The organism is Allonocardiopsis opalescens (genome assembly GCF_003002095.1).
Taxonomy (GTDB): Bacteria; Actinomycetota; Actinomycetes; order Streptosporangiales; family Streptosporangiaceae; genus Allonocardiopsis; species Allonocardiopsis opalescens.
In genome coordinates this window covers 555,833-571,201 of sequence record NZ_PVZC01000001.1, presented here as the reverse complement: position 1 = coordinate 571,201, position 15,369 = coordinate 555,833, and the positions used below count along the sequence as shown (strand labels likewise).

15 protein-coding genes are annotated in these 15,369 nt (G+C 72.9%); 8 read left to right on the top strand and 7 right to left on the bottom strand.

What is annotated here, in order from left to right; translation table 11 throughout:
- The first annotated feature begins 35 nt into the window (after positions 1–35).
- The 8 genes from CLV72_RS02150 (at position 36) to CLV72_RS02115 (ending at position 7,803) form a co-directional block, all read left to right on the top strand.
- Positions 36–965, top strand: coding sequence for a sulfotransferase family protein (locus CLV72_RS02150; RefSeq protein WP_106241086.1), 930 nt, complete (start codon positions 36–38; stop codon positions 963–965).
- A 67-nt stretch (positions 966–1,032) separates the two neighbouring features.
- The gene (locus CLV72_RS02145) at positions 1,033–1,842 is read left to right on the top strand and encodes a sulfotransferase family protein (RefSeq protein ID WP_106238251.1); all 810 of its coding nucleotides are present in this window, start codon (positions 1,033–1,035) and stop codon (positions 1,840–1,842) included.
- Between the two features lie 182 nt (positions 1,843–2,024).
- Positions 2,025–3,191 carry a glycoside hydrolase family 26 protein gene (locus CLV72_RS02140; protein WP_245929814.1) on the top strand — a complete coding sequence of 389 codons (1,167 nt, stop codon included), beginning with the start codon at positions 2,025–2,027 and terminating at the stop codon, positions 3,189–3,191.
- Between the two features lie 137 nt (positions 3,192–3,328).
- Positions 3,329–5,401, top strand: a complete 2,073-nt coding sequence (locus CLV72_RS02135) for a polymorphic toxin-type HINT domain-containing protein (RefSeq protein WP_146159315.1) — start codon at positions 3,329–3,331, stop codon at positions 5,399–5,401.
- Complete coding sequence (locus tag CLV72_RS02130; RefSeq protein ID WP_106238245.1) at positions 5,394–6,074, top strand: pentapeptide repeat-containing protein; 681 nt, start codon at positions 5,394–5,396, stop codon at positions 6,072–6,074. The genes CLV72_RS02135 and CLV72_RS02130 overlap by 8 nt, the downstream gene beginning before the upstream one ends.
- Positions 6,075–6,150: 76 nt before the next feature.
- Positions 6,151–6,633, top strand: a complete 483-nt coding sequence (locus CLV72_RS02125) for an SMI1/KNR4 family protein (protein ID WP_106238241.1) — start codon at positions 6,151–6,153, stop codon at positions 6,631–6,633.
- Between the two features lie 3 nt (positions 6,634–6,636).
- Positions 6,637–7,149: a hypothetical protein gene (locus tag CLV72_RS02120; RefSeq protein WP_106238238.1), complete on the top strand. Its 513-nt coding sequence runs from the start codon at positions 6,637–6,639 to the stop codon at positions 7,147–7,149.
- A 171-nt stretch (positions 7,150–7,320) separates the two neighbouring features.
- Complete coding sequence (locus CLV72_RS02115) at positions 7,321–7,803, top strand: SMI1/KNR4 family protein (protein WP_106238235.1); 483 nt, start codon at positions 7,321–7,323, stop codon at positions 7,801–7,803.
- A gap of 43 nt (positions 7,804–7,846) precedes the next feature.
- On the opposite strand, the gene CLV72_RS02110 is transcribed toward CLV72_RS02115, so the two are convergent.
- The 7 genes from CLV72_RS02110 to CLV72_RS02080 all read right to left on the bottom strand — a co-directional run bounded on the left by CLV72_RS02110 (position 7,847) and on the right by CLV72_RS02080 (position 15,332).
- A complete protein-coding gene (locus CLV72_RS02110; protein ID WP_106241080.1) occupies positions 7,847–9,106 on the bottom strand; it encodes a sulfate adenylyltransferase subunit 1 in 1,260 nt (419 codons plus the stop codon).
- A 41-nt stretch (positions 9,107–9,147) separates the two neighbouring features.
- Positions 9,148–10,062 carry a sulfate adenylyltransferase subunit CysD gene (gene cysD, locus CLV72_RS02105; protein WP_106238232.1) on the bottom strand — a complete coding sequence of 305 codons (915 nt, stop codon included), beginning with the start codon at positions 10,060–10,062 and terminating at the stop codon, positions 9,148–9,150.
- Entirely contained in the window at positions 10,059–10,889 is an 831-nt protein-coding gene (locus CLV72_RS02100) for a 3'(2'),5'-bisphosphate nucleotidase CysQ (protein WP_106238228.1), read from the bottom strand. Before CLV72_RS02100 ends, cysD begins: the two co-directional genes overlap by 4 nt.
- 68 nt (positions 10,890–10,957) lie before the next feature.
- Positions 10,958–12,352, bottom strand: coding sequence for a sugar transferase (locus CLV72_RS02095; RefSeq protein ID WP_106241077.1), 1,395 nt, complete (start codon positions 12,350–12,352; stop codon positions 10,958–10,960).
- A gap of 348 nt (positions 12,353–12,700) precedes the next feature.
- A complete protein-coding gene (locus CLV72_RS02090) occupies positions 12,701–13,771 on the bottom strand; it encodes a 3-deoxy-7-phosphoheptulonate synthase (RefSeq protein WP_106238224.1) in 1,071 nt (356 codons plus the stop codon).
- A 240-nt stretch (positions 13,772–14,011) separates the two neighbouring features.
- On the bottom strand, positions 14,012–14,590 hold the full coding sequence (gene pth, locus CLV72_RS02085) for an aminoacyl-tRNA hydrolase (protein ID WP_106238220.1): 579 nt from the start codon (positions 14,588–14,590) through the stop codon (positions 14,012–14,014).
- 103 nt (positions 14,591–14,693) lie between these two features.
- A complete protein-coding gene (locus CLV72_RS02080; RefSeq protein WP_106238217.1) occupies positions 14,694–15,332 on the bottom strand; it encodes a 50S ribosomal protein L25/general stress protein Ctc in 639 nt (212 codons plus the stop codon).
- Positions 15,333–15,369 lie beyond the last annotated feature (37 nt).

Genomic DNA, 15,369 nt, shown 5'->3' with positions numbered 1-15,369 from the left:
ACGGGCCCGCCGGATCCGCGCCGCCGCCGCTGGTGCTGTACGTGGGCGGCCTCGGCCGCAGCGGCAGCACCCTGCTGGAACGGCTGCTGGGCGAACTCCCCGGCTGCACACCGCTGGGCGAGCTCGTGCACATGTGGCGGCGCGCCCTGATCGACGACGAGCCCTGCGGCTGCGGCGACGCCTTCTCGGCCTGCCCGTTCTGGACCAAGGTCGGCGAGCTGGCCTTCGGCGGCTGGCACCGCCTGGACGCCGACGCCGTGCTCGACCTCAAGGACGAGGTCGACCGCACCCGCCGGCTGCCCGGCCTGCTGCGCGCCCGCCCCCCGGCGGCCCGCGCCGCCCGGCTGCGCGCCTACACCGACCTCTACCGGCGCCTGTACCTGGCCGCCGCCGAGGTCAGCGGCGCCGACCTGCTCATCGACTCCAGCAAGCACGCCTCCCTCGCCGCCTGCCTTCGGCTGGACCCCGGCATCCGGCTCCGCGTCCTGCACGTGGTGCGCGACCCGCGCGCCGCCGCGCACGCCTGGGGCAAGTCGGTGCGGCGGCCCGACGCCCGCCCGAGCAGCCCCGAGCAGTTCATGGCCCGCCGCTCCCCGGCCGCCACCGCGCTGCACTGGTGCGTGCAGAACCTCGCCTTCGAGTGCCTGGCCGCCTCCGGACGCCTCCCCGTCCCGGTGCTGCGGATCCGCTACGAGGACTTCGCCGCCGCCCCCGCCGACACCCTGGCACGGGTGGCCGCATGGGTCGGATATCGTGGCCAGCCGGATCTGTTCGAGGGGAAGTCCCGCGACAGCGCCTGCCTGTCCAGCACCCATACCGTGTCCGGCAACCCGCTGCGGTTCACCGCGGGCCGGGTGGACGTGCGCCCGGACGCCGAATGGCGCCACCGCCTCGATCCGGGCGACCGCGTGACGGTGTCCGCACTCACCTTCGCCCTGCGCCGGTACTACGGCTACGGGCGTTAGGACGGCCGCGCAGCGGGAAAGCTTAACGAGGTCCCGCCCGCCGGGACGGTCAGCCGAAGAGAGAATCATGCGACTCCCGCAGCACACCCTGGTGTTCGTGGGCGGACTGCACCACAGCGGCGCCTGCCAGCTGTCCGATGCGCTCGCCGCCCACCCCGACGTCAGCGTCCTGGCCGGCACCCCCGACGCCGAGGACTCCACCGAGCACCGCCAGAGCGTCTACCCGCCCGACACCGTCTACGGCGGCGCCGGCCGGTTCTGCTTCGACGCCGAGGCGCACCTCACCGAGTCCAGCCCGCTGGTCAGGCGGTCCGCCGCGCAGCGCCTCCTGCACGACTGGGGCCGCTACTGGGACCTGTCCAAGCGGGTGCTGGTGGAGACCGCCCCGCCCAACCTGGTGATGACCCGCTTCCTCCAGCGGCTCTACCCCGACGCCGTGTTCGTGCTGATGGTCCGGCACCCCGTCGCCGTCTCCGTCGAGACCCGGCACAGCCGCTGGACCGCGTCGATGCAGTCGCTGCTGGAGCACTGGCTGACCGCCCACGAGCTGTTCCTGTCCGACGCCCCGCACGTGCGGCGCTATGAGGTGGTCCGCTACGAGGACCTGCTCGCCGAACCCGAGCGGGTCCTCAGCGGGCTGTGCGCCCGGCTGCGGCTCGGCGGGCACCCCCTCGGCGGCGCCGCGCGCCGCATCGTGCCCTCCGGCCCCGACGCGGGCGCGCTGGAGCGGCGCTGGCCGGTGAGCGGCCGCACCATGGACCGGCTGCGGGAGCGCTTCGACGCCACCGCCGGCGCCTTCGGCTACCGGATCGACTCCGCCGAACTGGCCGAGCCGCGCACCACTATGTCACAATCCGTCACCTCCATGGCCTCCTGACCGGAACGGCCGCACCGCGGCCGCCGCGACCCGCCAGCAGCATGCAGGTGCAGCGCACAAGGGCGGTTAGCGCCGAAACTGGACGCAGGTACCCACACATCCCGAGACCGCCTCGGGACCGGAGGTGACTCTGCGTCATGGTTCGGGACGGACACCGACTCGGCAGGAGCGCCCGGGACCGCGTGCGCCGCCGGTACCGGCGGCTGCTCGCCTGCGGCGGCGCCCTGTCGATCGCGCTCGCCACCGCCTGCGGGGAGACCGGGCCGGACGCCCCGCCGCCGGCCCCGCCCGTCCCGGCGGAGCCCTCCGCCGCCCCGCCGACCGGCACCGCGGCCGCGCCCGCCGCCGCGCCCAGCCCCTCCCCGCACACCGAGTGCGCCGTCAACGACATCCTCGAACCGTCCTGCGGCGCCTGGTGGGGCGCGAGCCCCTACCGCGACGACGTCGGGCCGCTGGAGGAGGCGATGGGCCGCCGGCTGGACATCGTCTACTACTGGCACGGCGTGGACCAGGCCGCGCTGCCCGCCGAGCACGAGCGGCAGGCGGCCCTCGACGGCCGCATCATCCACCTCAACATCGAGGCGCGCCGCTTCCGCCAGTCCGGCCACCCGGCGGTGCGCTACCGGCAGATCATCGACGGCGAGTTCGACGAGTCGCTGCGCGCGCAGGCCCGCAACTTCGCCGACCTCGGCCTGCCCGCCTTCGTCACCTTCGACCACGAGGCCGACGCCGACCAGCGCTACAACCGGCGCGGCACCCCCCGCGAGTTCACCCTCGCCTGGCGGCACATCGTGGACCTGTACCGGGAGGAGGGCGCCGACGAGGTCGTGTGGGTGTGGAACGTGACGGGCTGGCCGGACAACTTCGACCGGCTGCCCCGCCTGTGGCCCGGCAACGGCTACGTGGACTGGCTGAGCTGGGAGGGCTACAACATGACCGGCTGCGACCAGCAGCCCCAGTGGGACCACGTGCAGAGCTTCGCCGACTCCGTGCTGCCGCTGTACGAGTGGATGCACGCCCACGGCGAGCGGCACGGGATCGACGCCGGGAAGCCGATCATGATCGGCGAGATGGGCACCACCCCGCTGCCGGGCGGACCGGAGGCGACCGCCGACTGGTACCGCGCGATCCCGTCCGTGCTGGAGCGCTATCCGCAGTTCAAGGCGGTCAAGCTCTGGGAGAACGAACTGGGCCGCGGCTGCGACTTCCGCGTGCTCAACGACGAGCGCGTCACCCGCGGCTTCGTCGAGGCCGCCCGCGCGCCGCACGTCAACCTGCCCCGGGTGGAACTGCTGCTGGACCACCTCGGCTTCGTCGACCTGGCGGAGGCCGAGGGGGCGCGGGACTGAGCGCGCGGCCGTCCGGACCGCCTGTGATATAGGGCGGAGAGCACCAAAGATCAACAAAATAGGGCACCGGCAGCGGAACGCACCGGGGCCGGTCCGCGTCGATAATGTCACCGCAAGCCGGAAAGGCGTAGGTGATCATGGCGGCGTCCCTCCCCCGCGGGCTGCGGCTGGCCCGAGTCCTGCTCTTCGTGTTCGCCGGTCTCACCTTCCTGATGTCGTTCGGCGCGCTGCTGGCCGACTTCAGCGGGGAGACCCTCGGCTACCTGCTGTGGGTGATGCTGCCCGGGGTCCTCGCGCTCGTCTTCGGCCTCCGGCTCGCCGCCGGAGGCCGCACCCTGTTCTGGCTGATCATCGGCTGGTCGGCCTGGCAGCTGCTCACCGCGCTGAGCACCCTCGACGAGGGTGAGGGGCAGGCCGTCACCCAGCTGCTGCTGCCGGGCCTCGTCCTGGTACTGGTGCTGCTGCGCCGCTCCCGTGCCCACCTGTCGGGGCGCGCCCGCCCGGTGCGGCGCCGCCCCGGCCTGCTCCAGCGGCTGCACGACCCCCAGCGCGGCGCCAGCGTCATCGAGTACGCCGCCGTGATCGTGCTGGCGGGCGCGCTGATCGTCGGGCTCGCCGCCGCGTTCCCCGTCGTCCAGCCCCAGGTCACCGAGGCCGTGGACCAGCTGTTCAACGGCGGGGAGGAGGGCGGCGACCTCGCGAACGCCCCCGATGGGGGCCAGGATTCCGACGACCCGGGCGGGGACGGAGAAGGCGACGGGGACGGCGGAGACGGTGACGGCGGGGACGACGGCGGCGGGGACGACGGCGGCAACTGGTTCACCGACGGACTCGACCAGGTCGGCGGCTTCTTCGGCGGCCTGGGCGGCGCCATCGCCGACGAGGCCGTCGGCCTGTGGGAGACCGGCGAGCAGATCATCACCGACCCCGGCGGCTTCGTCGAGGACACCGTCGGCGGCATCGTCGACCTCGGCGAGGCGCTGTGGAACGACCCCGTCGGCACCCTGACCACGATGGTCTGGGACGAGGAGTCCGCGGAAGCCTGGGCCAACGGCGACTACGGCGAGGCCATCGGCCGCACCGTGTGGAACGTCGGCTCCTGGTTCATCCCGGGCACCCAGGCCACCAAGATCCCGCGCGTCCTCAACAACCTGCCCGATGGCAATAACCGCAACGACTCCGACTCGGACCAGGACGACGACCAGGACCAGGACCAGGAGGAGGAGCCCGACGACAGCCTCGCCTGCCCGCTCCCCAACAGCTTCCTGCCCGGCACCCCCGTCCTGCTCGCCGACGGCACCCACGCCCCCATCGAGGACATCGCGGTAGGCGACCTCGTCTGGGCCGCCGACCCCCTCACCGGCCAGGAGGGCGCCCGCCAGGTCACCGACCTCATCACCGGCACCGGCGAGAAGGACCTCGTCACCGTCACCGTCCAGACCGACGACGGCGCCGACACCCTCACCGCCACGGCGGGCCACCCCTTCTGGCTCCCCGGGGCCGCCGAGTGGACCGACGCCGCCGACCTGCGGCCCGGCGCCCGGCTCCAGACCTCGTCCGGCACCTGGGCCCAGATCACCGCCGTCGACCACTGGACCGCCGACCGGACCGTCCACAACCTCACCGTCGCCGACCTGCACACCTACCATGTCGGCACCGGCGCGGACGCCCTGCTGGTGCACAACACCAACGCCGACGGCGACGACTGCTACCGGCCCCCGGCGCCCGGCACGCCCGAGTACGAGCAGCGGATCCAGGAGCTGATGGAAGACCCGGCGGGCGGCGACACCCGCCGGACCCCGCGGGTCGAGGCCGCGGCCCGTAGGGAGGCCGAGGTCGCCCTCGCCGCCGAGAACCAGGGCGTGGCCCCGGGGCCGCTCGAGCGGGCCGAACTGGACAACTCCGATCCCGCGTTCCAGCGTGACCAGGGTGACTTCGTCGACGCGAACGGGCAGCCATGGGACGTGAAGGGGCCCCGGGACCTGTTCCCGACCGACGCTCCGCGCGTCGGCGGGCAGCCGATGCCGCCGAACCAGCGGGGCCGGTACGATCGCGAGACCTTCATGAACGAGGTCAACGACGAACTCGCCAACGGCGAGAACGTGATGATCGACCCGCGCGGCCTGTCTCCGGAGGCCCGCCAGGACGTCGAGGAGTTGCTGAGCGAGAACCCGGACTGGGAGGGAAGGGTCGTGATCGTGGATGTCTGAGCCCGGAGCGGCCGCCGTGGTCGAGCCGCGGCGCTGGCCGGCCGACGCGGACGGCGCCGACGCGCTCCGCGCGCACCTGGAATGGCGGACGAGCGGCGGCCGCACGGGTCGCGAACTCGTCGGCCATCCTGAGCTGGTGCTCCGCGACGCCGACCTCAGCGGTATGGACCTGGCCTGGCTGCGCCTGTGGCACACCGACCTCACCGGCGTCCGGATGGCCCACACCGACCTCACCAAGACGGAGCTGACCGGAGCACTGCTCGACGGAGCGGACCTCACCGGGGCGCGGCTGGTCAAGACCGAGGCGCGGGACTGCTCGGCCCGGTCCGCCGTGTTCGCCCGGGCCGACCTCCTGGGCGCGCGGATGGGCGGCTCCGACCTCCGCGGCGCCGACCTGCGCCGCGCACGGCTCAACGGGGCGCACCTGTCCCGCTGCGACCTGCGCGGCGCCGACCTGCGCGACGCCGGCTTCGGTCCTCCGGGCGGCGGCGGCCGAACCGTCCTGTCCCGCGCCCGGCTGGCCGGATCCCGCCTCGACGGAGCCCGGGGCCACATCCTCGGCCCGGTCGACATCGGCGAGAACGACGAGGACGGCCCGCAACTCCTGGAGGGCGACCGGCTGGCGGACTGGTTCCGCGACCGGGGCGCCCCAGAGGTGCACGTCGAGCGGTGACCGCCGGACAGAACCGGCGAAGCGGTCGACGGGTCGAATCCACGGCAGGGTCCCGGACTCCACATGAGGATGCCCCATGAGCACGAGCAGCACCGCGGTCGACGAGCTGATGGACGTGCTGGTCGCGGGAGGCCTGATCAGCGCCGAGGGAGTACGCGGCTGCACGGGTGATGAGGTGGCTCGGATGCTCGCCACCAATCCGTCCGTCGATCCGCCCCAGGAGTACATCGACTTCCTGCGGCGGCCTGGACGCGGGGCCGGACGCGTCTTGCGCGGCACGAGCATCTTCTATCCGGAGTCTCTGGAAGCACATGACGGCGCGATCGAACTCGCCGAGGTGGACGTTCCGGACTTCCGGGTGCGCGACCGCTTCTTCATCGGCCACCACCAGGGCGACATCCACCACTTCTTCGAGAAGGACGATCCCCGCCCTTGGGCCTATGTGGAGGGCAAGGACCGGTCCGTGGTCGAGTCGGACTCCATGAGCGGCCTGCTGCGGATGGACGTGGAGTCCCTCCGGGAGAGGGAACGCGCGGCCCGGGATCGCCGGCGGTCATAGCACGTGGGTTTCGCCATCGCGCTGCGGCCGCCGTCCCAGTGGCCCGAGCCGCCGACGGTCGTGCCACCGGAGGACGCCGATTTCGCCACAGCCGTGATGCGGTACTGCGAACTGCTGGCGGAGACCGACTGCGCTTTCCACGTCGGCGGCTTCGGGGAACCGCACTGGCCGGTCGATGTGGCCTACGACTTGTCGGCCGTGATCGAGCAGCTTCCCGATCTGCTCTCGTCCTTGCGCGAGCGACGTGCCGGCTCGCTCGACTTCTACGGCCAGGGCATCGAGCGCACGCTGGAGTTCACACCGAACGGTGACACGACCCTGATCCGCTGCGGGTCGAGGACGGCGTGGCGGCCCGACCCCGAGGTCGAGACCGCTCACGGCAGCGAGCTGGAGGACATGCTCACCGCGCTCGCCCACGACTTCGCCGTCTCCGCCGCCCGGCTCCACCCTCCGGCCGCGCTCGTGCCGCAACTCGCCGACTGGCTGGGCCGGAGCGGTCGCATACAACCGGAATGACGCTGTGGGTACGGGACGACCACCGCATCCGGCCGGTAACGGCGACGAAGGCATGGGGCGCGCGACATCCTGGCGAAGCGTGACCACCGCTCGGCGGCGGGAACCGGCGGAAGGGCCGACGGGTCCCAACCACGGCAGAAGTGTCCGGATCTCCCAGTGAGGACGACCCGCATGGGCGGCAGCGGTACCGAGATCGACGCGCTCTTCGACGCGCTGATCGGCGAGGGCCTGATCAAGGCCGAGGGCGTGCGCGGCTGCACGGACGACGAGGTGGCGGCGGTGCTCGCCACCGAGCCCTCGGTCAGCCCGCCCCCGGACTACGCCGACTTCCTGCGGCGGGCCGGGCGCGGCGCCGACCGGGTCTTCCGCGGATCGGACCTGTTCTACCCGGTCTGCCTGGAGGCCCAGGAGGCGGCGCGGGAGGCGGCCGAGACCGACATGCCGGAACTCAGGACCGAGGGCCGCTTCTTCATCGGCCACCACCAGGGCTACGTCTTCTACTTCTTCGAGGCCGGCGACCCCCGCGTGTGGATCCACACCGAGGGCGACCCGGCGCCCGTCGCCGACGCCGCCACAATGGCCGACCTGCTCCGACGTGACGCCGAGGTGCTACGCGAACTCGACCGCCGCGCCCGCGCCCGCCGGGGCGGCTGAGCGCCGGGCCCCGCCCGGCCGCGGACGGGGCCCGGGCCCGCCGCTAGCCGGTGCGGGTGATCATCCCCGCGCCGACGGTGGCGTGCGTCGCCTCGTCGATGAGGATGAAGCCGCCGGTGAGCCGGTTGCGCTTGTACTCGTCGGCGAAGAGGGGCTGGGTGACGCGCAGGGTGACGCGGCCGATCTCGTTCAGGCCGAGGCGGTCGGCGGCCTCGTCGCGGTGCAGGGTGTTGACGTCGATGCGGTAGTGCAGCTCGCGGACCATCGCCTTGGCGGTGCGGGTGGTGTGCTTGACCAGCAGACGGCTGCGGGGGGTGAGCGGGCGGGCGTCGGTCATCCAGCACACCATCGCGTCGAGGTCCTGGGTGGTGGCCGGCTGGTTGTTGGGACGGCAGATCATGTCGCCGCGGGAGATGTCGATCTCGTCCTCCAGCAGCAGGGTGACCGACATCGGCGGGAAGGCCTGCGCCACCGGGCCGTCGGCGGTCAGCACCTTCGCGATCCGGGTGGTCAGCCCGGACGGCAGGTGCAGGACCTCGTCGCCCGGCTTGAGCACGCCGCCGGCCACCTGCCCGGCGTAGCCGCGGTAGTCGTGGAACTCCGGGTCGGTCGCCCGCTGCGGCCGGATGACGTACTGGACCGGGAAGCGCACGTCGATCAGGTTGCGGTCGGAGGCGATGTGCACGTTCTCCAGGTGGTGCAGCAGCGACGCGCCCTCGTACCAGGGCATGTTCACCGAGCGCTCCACGACGTTGTCGCCGTGCAGCGCCGAGATCGGCACGAACGCGAGGTCGCGGGTGTCGAGCTTGGCGGCGAAGGCGGCGAACTCCGCCTTGATCCGCTCGAACACGGCCGGGTCGTAGTCGACCAGGTCCATCTTGTTCACCGCGAGCACCAGGTGCGGCACCTGCAGCAGGGTCGTCAGGAAGGCGTGCCGCAGGCTCTGCTCCTGCAGCCCCTTGCGCGCGTCCACCAGGATGATCGCCAGGTCGGCGGTGGAGGCGCCGGTGACCATGTTCCGGGTGTACTGGATGTGGCCGGGGGTGTCGGCGATGATGAACTTGCGCTTGGGGGTGGCGAAGTAGCGGTACGCCACGTCGATGGTGATGCCCTGCTCCCGCTCGGCGCGCAGGCCGTCGGTGAGCAGCGCCAGGTTCGTCTCCTCGCCCCGGTCCCTGCTGGTGCGCTCCACCGCCTCCAACTGGTCCTCGAAGATCGACTTGGAGTCGTAGAGCAGCCGCCCGATCAGGGTGCTCTTGCCGTCGTCCACCGAACCCGCGGTGGCGAAGCGCAGGATGTCCATGCCGTCGCCCACCACGGAGCCGAATCGTTCGCTGTCCACTGCTAGAAGTACCCCTCGCGCTTGCGGTCCTCCATGGCGGCCTCGCTGGCCCGGTCGTCGGCACGGGTCTGCCCGCGCTCGGTGATCCGGGTCGCGGCGATCTCCGCCATCACCTCGTCGATCGTGACCGCCGCCGACTTCACCGCGCCGGTGCAGCTCATATCGCCGACCGTGCGGTAGCGCACCGTGGCGGCGAACAGCGCCTCGTCGTCGTCGCGGTGCACGAACGGGCTGTCGGCCAGCAGGATGCCGTCCCGCTCGAACACGGTGCGCTCGTGCGCGAAGTAGATGGACGGGATCTCCAGGCCCTCGCGCCGGATGTAGTCCCACACGTCCAGCTCGGTCCAGTTCGACAGCGGGAAGACCCGGATGTGCTCGCCCCGCCCGATCCTGGTGTTGTACAGGTTCCACAGCTCGGGCCGCTGGTTCTTGGGGTCCCACTGGCCGAACTCGTCGCGGAAGGAGAACATCCGCTCCTTCGCCCGCGCCTTCTCCTCGTCGCGCCGCGCACCGCCGAAGGCCGCGTCGAAGCGGTGCTCCTCGATCGCGTCCAGCAGCGCGGGCGTCTGGATCTGGTTGCGGCTGGCCCAGCGGCCCGTCGGCTCGGTGACGCGCCCGGCGTCGATCTGCTCCTGCACCGACGCCACCACCAGCCGCACCCCCAGCTCGGCGACGCGGCGGTCGCGGAACTCGATCACCTCGGGGAAGTTGTGGCCGGTGTCGACGTGCATCACCGGGAAGGGGATGCGGGCCGGCCAGAAGGCCTTCTCGGCCAGCCGCAGCATCACGATGGAGTCCTTGCCGCCGGAGAACAGCAGGACGGGCCGCTCGAACTCCGCGGCCACCTCGCGCATGACGTGGATCGCCTCGCTCTCCAGCACGTCGAGCTGGGAGAGCTGGTAGTCACTTCGGATCATCGGATCGCGTCCCGGGTCTCGGTCGGACGGGGGGCAGGGGCGCCGGCGACCGCCTGAAGCAGCGGACCGGCGAGCTCCGGCCGACACACCAGGATATCGGGCAGCCGCACATCGGCCTGGTTGTAGGTCAGCTCGGAGCCGTCGATCCGCGAGCAGTGCAGCCCCGCGGCCCGCGCGACGGCGACCGGCGCGGCGCTGTCCCACTCGTACTGCCCGCCCGCGTGCAGGTAGGCGTCCACACTGCCACGCACCACCGCGGCGATCTTGGCTCCGGCCGAGCCGATCGGCACCGCGACCGCGCCCAGCTCCCGGCAGACGGCGTCCACCAGCGCCGGCGGCCGGCTGCGGCTCACCGCGATCCGGACCGGTGCCCCCGCAGGGCCCGACGGAGGCGGCGGGGCGCCGGCGGTGAGGGTCACGCCCTGCGCGGGCAGCGCCACCGCGCCCGCCGACAGCGCGCCGCGCTCCCACAGCGCCACGTGCACCGCCCAGTCCTCGCGCCCCTCCTCCCCGTACTCGCGGGTGCCGTCCAGCGGGTCCACGATCCAGACCCGCTCGGCCCGCAGCCGGGCGGGGTCGTCGGTCCCCTCCTCCGACAGCACCGCGTCGCCGGGGCGCAGCCGCGCCAGCTCCCCGGTGATGAACAGGTGCGAGCGCCGGTCGCCCGCGTCGCGCAGCGCCGCCGCGTCGCCGTGGCCCAGCTCGGCGCGCAGCGCCAGCAGCAGCTCTCCCGCCCGCTCGGCCAGCTCCCCGGCCACCCGGTCGTCCGAGGGCCCTCCGTCGACACCGGCCGCCGGGGCGACCGCGCCCTCCGCGCCTTCCGCCATCCGTGCTCCATCCCAAGCGCCGAGGCGCCGCATCGTGTCGGTGCGGACCGGACGGGCCGGCGCCGCGGTCAGTAGGCGCCCGAGCCGCGGGCCACCGCCGACCAGGTCTTCCACAGGATCTGCAGATCGAGGGTGAGGGACCAGTTCTCGACGTAACGCAGGTCCAGCCGCACCGATTCCTCCCACGACAGGTCCGAGCGGCCGCTCACCTGCCACAGCCCGGTCAGCCCCGGCTTCACCACCAACCTGCGCCGCACGTCGTCGCCGTAGCGGGCCACCTCCTCCGGCAGCGGCGGACGCGGGCCGACCAGCGACATGTGGCCGAGTGCGACATTGCACAGCTGAGGAAGCTCGTCCAGCGAGTAGCGGCGCAGCCAGCCGCCGACCGGGGTGATCCGCGGGTCCCGCCTGATCTTGAAGAGCACGCCGTCGTGCTCGTTGCGCTGAGCCAGCTCGGCTTTGAGCGTCTCCGCGCCGACCACCATCGTACGGAACTTCACCAGTGTGAAAAGTCGGCCGTCCTTGCCCACCCGCACCTGCCGGAAGAACGCCGGCCCCGGACTCCCGGCCCGCACCAGCACCGCGATCACCGCGAACAGCGGCGCCAGCAGCGCCAGCGCCGCCACCGCGGCGATCCGGTCCACCACCTCCTTGACCAGCTTGCGCGCCCCCGCCAACTCCGGATGCTCCACGTGCAGCAGCGGCAGCCCCGCCACCGGGCGGATCGTGGTGCGCGGCCCGGCCACCTCCATCAGCGCCGGAGCCACGCACAGCTCGGTACCCGTCCGCTCCAGCCGCCAGGTGAGCCGGCGCAGCGCGGTCCCGTCCAGCTCCGGGCAGGCCAGCACCGCGACGGTGTCGGCACCGGCCCGGCGCACCGCCTCCGTCACCATGCCGAAATCACCCAGCACCGGGCAGCCGTCGATATCGCCGACCTCCGGATTGGCCTGCCCGGCCGGCAGGCAGGCCGCCACCACCTGCATGCCGTGGTGGCGCTCGCGCCGGAACTGCCGCAGCAGCGCCCGCACCGCGTCGCGGTGCCCCACCGCCACCACCCGCCGCATGCAGCGGCCCGACCGGCGCAGCCGGTGCAGCCGCTTGCGCAGCGCGAACCGGGCCGCCAGCGTCAGCAGCGTCATCCCCGGCAGCGCCACGGCGACGTACCCGCGCGCCAGATCCGTCTTGGTGGCATAGGCGAGGATCGCCACCGCCGTCGTCAGCAGCAGCCCCGCGCTGAACACCCGCCGGAACTCCTCCGAGCCCAGCCCGAGGAAGCGCGGCTCGTAGCAGCGCGCCAGCGCGGCCGCCGACACCCACACGAAGGGCAGCGCCACCGTGATCAGCAGATACGGCAGCACGAACGGCGCCAGCAGGTCCGCAAAGCGCAGATCCAGCGCGAACACCCCGGCCACCGCGCCGCAGCAGAAGTCCGCGGCCACCAGCCGGCGGACGTACCCGCGCATCCAGTCGCGGCGCGGCCCCGGCGGCGCCGGTGCGCCGGCACGGCGCTGCTCGATGACGGCCACGGCTCTCCCGGTCGGTCGGCTCCCCGGCCCGGCGGCCGCTGCCGCCGGGCGGTCTCCGCGGCCGGCGCCCTCCGGATCCGGGCACGGACCAGCGGGCTCCCCGCGCGTAGGCGCGGAGAACCGGGATCCGGCGACGAAGAATGGGAGGCGGCGGGACCGGCCGCTCGACAGGCCCGATCCTAACCGAGGAATCCGGACGGTAGCGAGAGAATCACCGTCAGCGACCAAACGATCCGGGTGGCGGCCGCCGCCCGCACACGGCGGCCCCACCCCGCGGCCACCGGCTCAGCCCTTGCGGCGCTCCCGCACCGCCTCGGCCAGCCCCGACAGCACCCCGACGGTCGTCTCCCAGCTCATGCACGCGTCCGTCACACTCTGCCCGTAGGTCAGCGAAGCCGGATCCGACAGCTCCTGGCGGCCCGCCTCGATGAAGCTCTCCAGCATCACCCCGACGATGCCCGCCTGCCCCGCCGCCACCTGCGCGCCGATCTCACCCGCCACCACCGCCTGCCGCACATGGTCCTTGCCGCTGTTGCCGTGGCTCGCGTCGATCATCACCCGCCGCGGCAGCCCGCCCCGCTCGATCGCGCCCAGCGCCGCCGCCACATGCTCCGCACCGTAGTTCGGACCCGGACGGCCCCCCCGCAGGATCACATGGCAGTCCGCATTGCCCTCCGTGGTGACCACCGCGGCGCGGCCGTCCCCCGTCACACCGAAGAAGGTGTGGCTGGCCGCCGCCGCGTGGCAGGCGTCCACCGCCACCTCCACCCCGCCGTCGGTACCGTTCTTGAAACCCACCGGCATCGACAGACCGCTGGTCAGCTGGCGGTGCACCTGGCTCTCGGTGGTACGCGCGCCGATCGCCCCCCACGCCACCGTGTCCGAGATGTACTGCGGCGTGATCGGGTCCAGGAACTCGCAGCCCACCGGCAGGCCCAGCGCCGTGATGTCCAGCAGCAGCTTGCGCGCCGTGCGCAGCCCCCGGTGCACGTCATGGCTACCGTCCAGGCCCGGATCGTTGATCAGGCCCTTCCAGCCCACCCGGGTGCGCGGCTTCTCGAAGTACACCCGCATCACGACCGCCAGATCGCCGCTCAGCTCCGGCACCAGCCCCGCCAGCCGCTGCGCGTACTCCAGCCCCGCCTCCGGATCGTGCACCGAGCACGGCCCCACCACCACCAGCAGGCGGTCGTCGGAACCGTCCAGCACCCCGAGCACCTCGGCGCGCGCCCGGCGCACCGTCTCGGCCTCCCGCGTATCGAGCGGCAGCTCGGCGAGGAGCGCGTCCGGCGCCACCAGCGGCTGGTAGCCCCGCACCCGCAGATTGTTCGTCGACCTGTCCGTGGACTCCGGCATGCCAATCCTTCCTTCGGCAGGCCGTCCCCACGAGGCGGGCCCGCCCGTCGCACAACAAAAAGACAGAGGCGGGTCGCCTCTGTCCGGCCTGGCCCTGGGGGAGTCGTCGTTACACGCGCACGCGACGGGCTCCACCCAGAGCCCGGCTAAAGCGCGTATAGCAACGAATCATGACGCGATTGTACCGTGCACCCGCACGGCGCACGGCCCGTACAGCCACCTACGGGCGCGAGACGCGGCTCAAGCCGCGTGGTAGAGGTTCTGCGCGGCCTCCAGGCCCTTCGCGATGATCGTCTCCACCGCGTCGGCGGCCCGCTCCACGTGCACGCCCAACTCCTTGCGCTCCACCGACGAGAAATCGGTCAGCACGAAATCCGCGGCGTCCTGCCGCCCCGGCGGCCGGCCGATCCCGAAGCGCACCCGCACGTACTCCGGCGTGCCCAGCGAGGCCGACACCGACCGCAGCCCGTTGTGCCCGCCCGCACCGCCGCCCCGCTTGCAGCGCAGCACCCCGAACGGGATGTCCAGCTCGTCGTGGACCACCACGATCCGCGCCGGATCCACCTTGAAGTAGTTCGCCACACCCGCCACCGGTCCACCCGACAGGTTCATGTACGAACGCGGCTTGACCAGCGCCACCGGAGTGCCCACCAGCCGCCCCTCGGCCAGCTCCGCCCGCGAGCGGTGCGAGGAGAAACGCGCGCCCATCCGGGCCGCCAGCGACTCCACCACCATGAACCCGGCATTGTGCCGGTTCCCCGCGTACTTCGGACCGGGATTGCCCAGCCCCACCACCAGCCAGCGGTCCGCCCCGCTCATCGCGCCTCCGTCAGGGATCGTCTCGGGCACCGGCGCACGACGGCCCCCCAACCGCCCCAGCAGGCGGGACAGGGGGCCGTCGGCCGGCACGGCGCGGCGGGCCCTACTCGGCGTCCCGCTCGGCGGGAGCCTCGGCCTCGGCGGCCGGAGCGGGCTCGGACGGCTGCGCCTCCGACTCCAGCGCGGCCTCCAGCTGCTCAGCGGTCTTCTCGGCGGTCACCTGCAGCACCAGCGCCTCGCCATCGGTCACCAGCTCGGTGCCGGCCGGCAGCCTCAGCTCACCGGCGGTGACCTGGGTACCGACCGCCATGCCCTCGACGTCGACCTCGACCGACTCCGGGATCCGGGTGGCCTCGGCCTCCACCGACACCTGCACCAGCGGCTGCTCCAGCACACCGCCGGGCGCGATCTCACCGGTGGTGACCACGGCGATGTCGACGGAGACCTTCTCGCCCCGCCGCACCAGCAGCAGGTCGACATGCTCAAGGAAGCCCTTGATCGGGTCGCGCTGGACGCTCTTGGGGATCGCCAGCTCCGAGCCGCCCTCGACACCGTCGACGCGCAGCAGCACGTTCGGGGTCTTCAGGGCCAGCATCAGATCGTGGCCGGGCAGGTTGATGTGGCGCGGGTCGGTGCCGTGGCCGTAGAGGACAGCCGGCACCTTACCCGCGCGACGGGTGCGGCGCGCCGCACCCTTACCGAACTCGGTGCGCGGTTCGGCGGCGATGCGTACCTCAGACACGGCAATACTCCTCGTGCAGCTTGCTTGTCGCAGATTC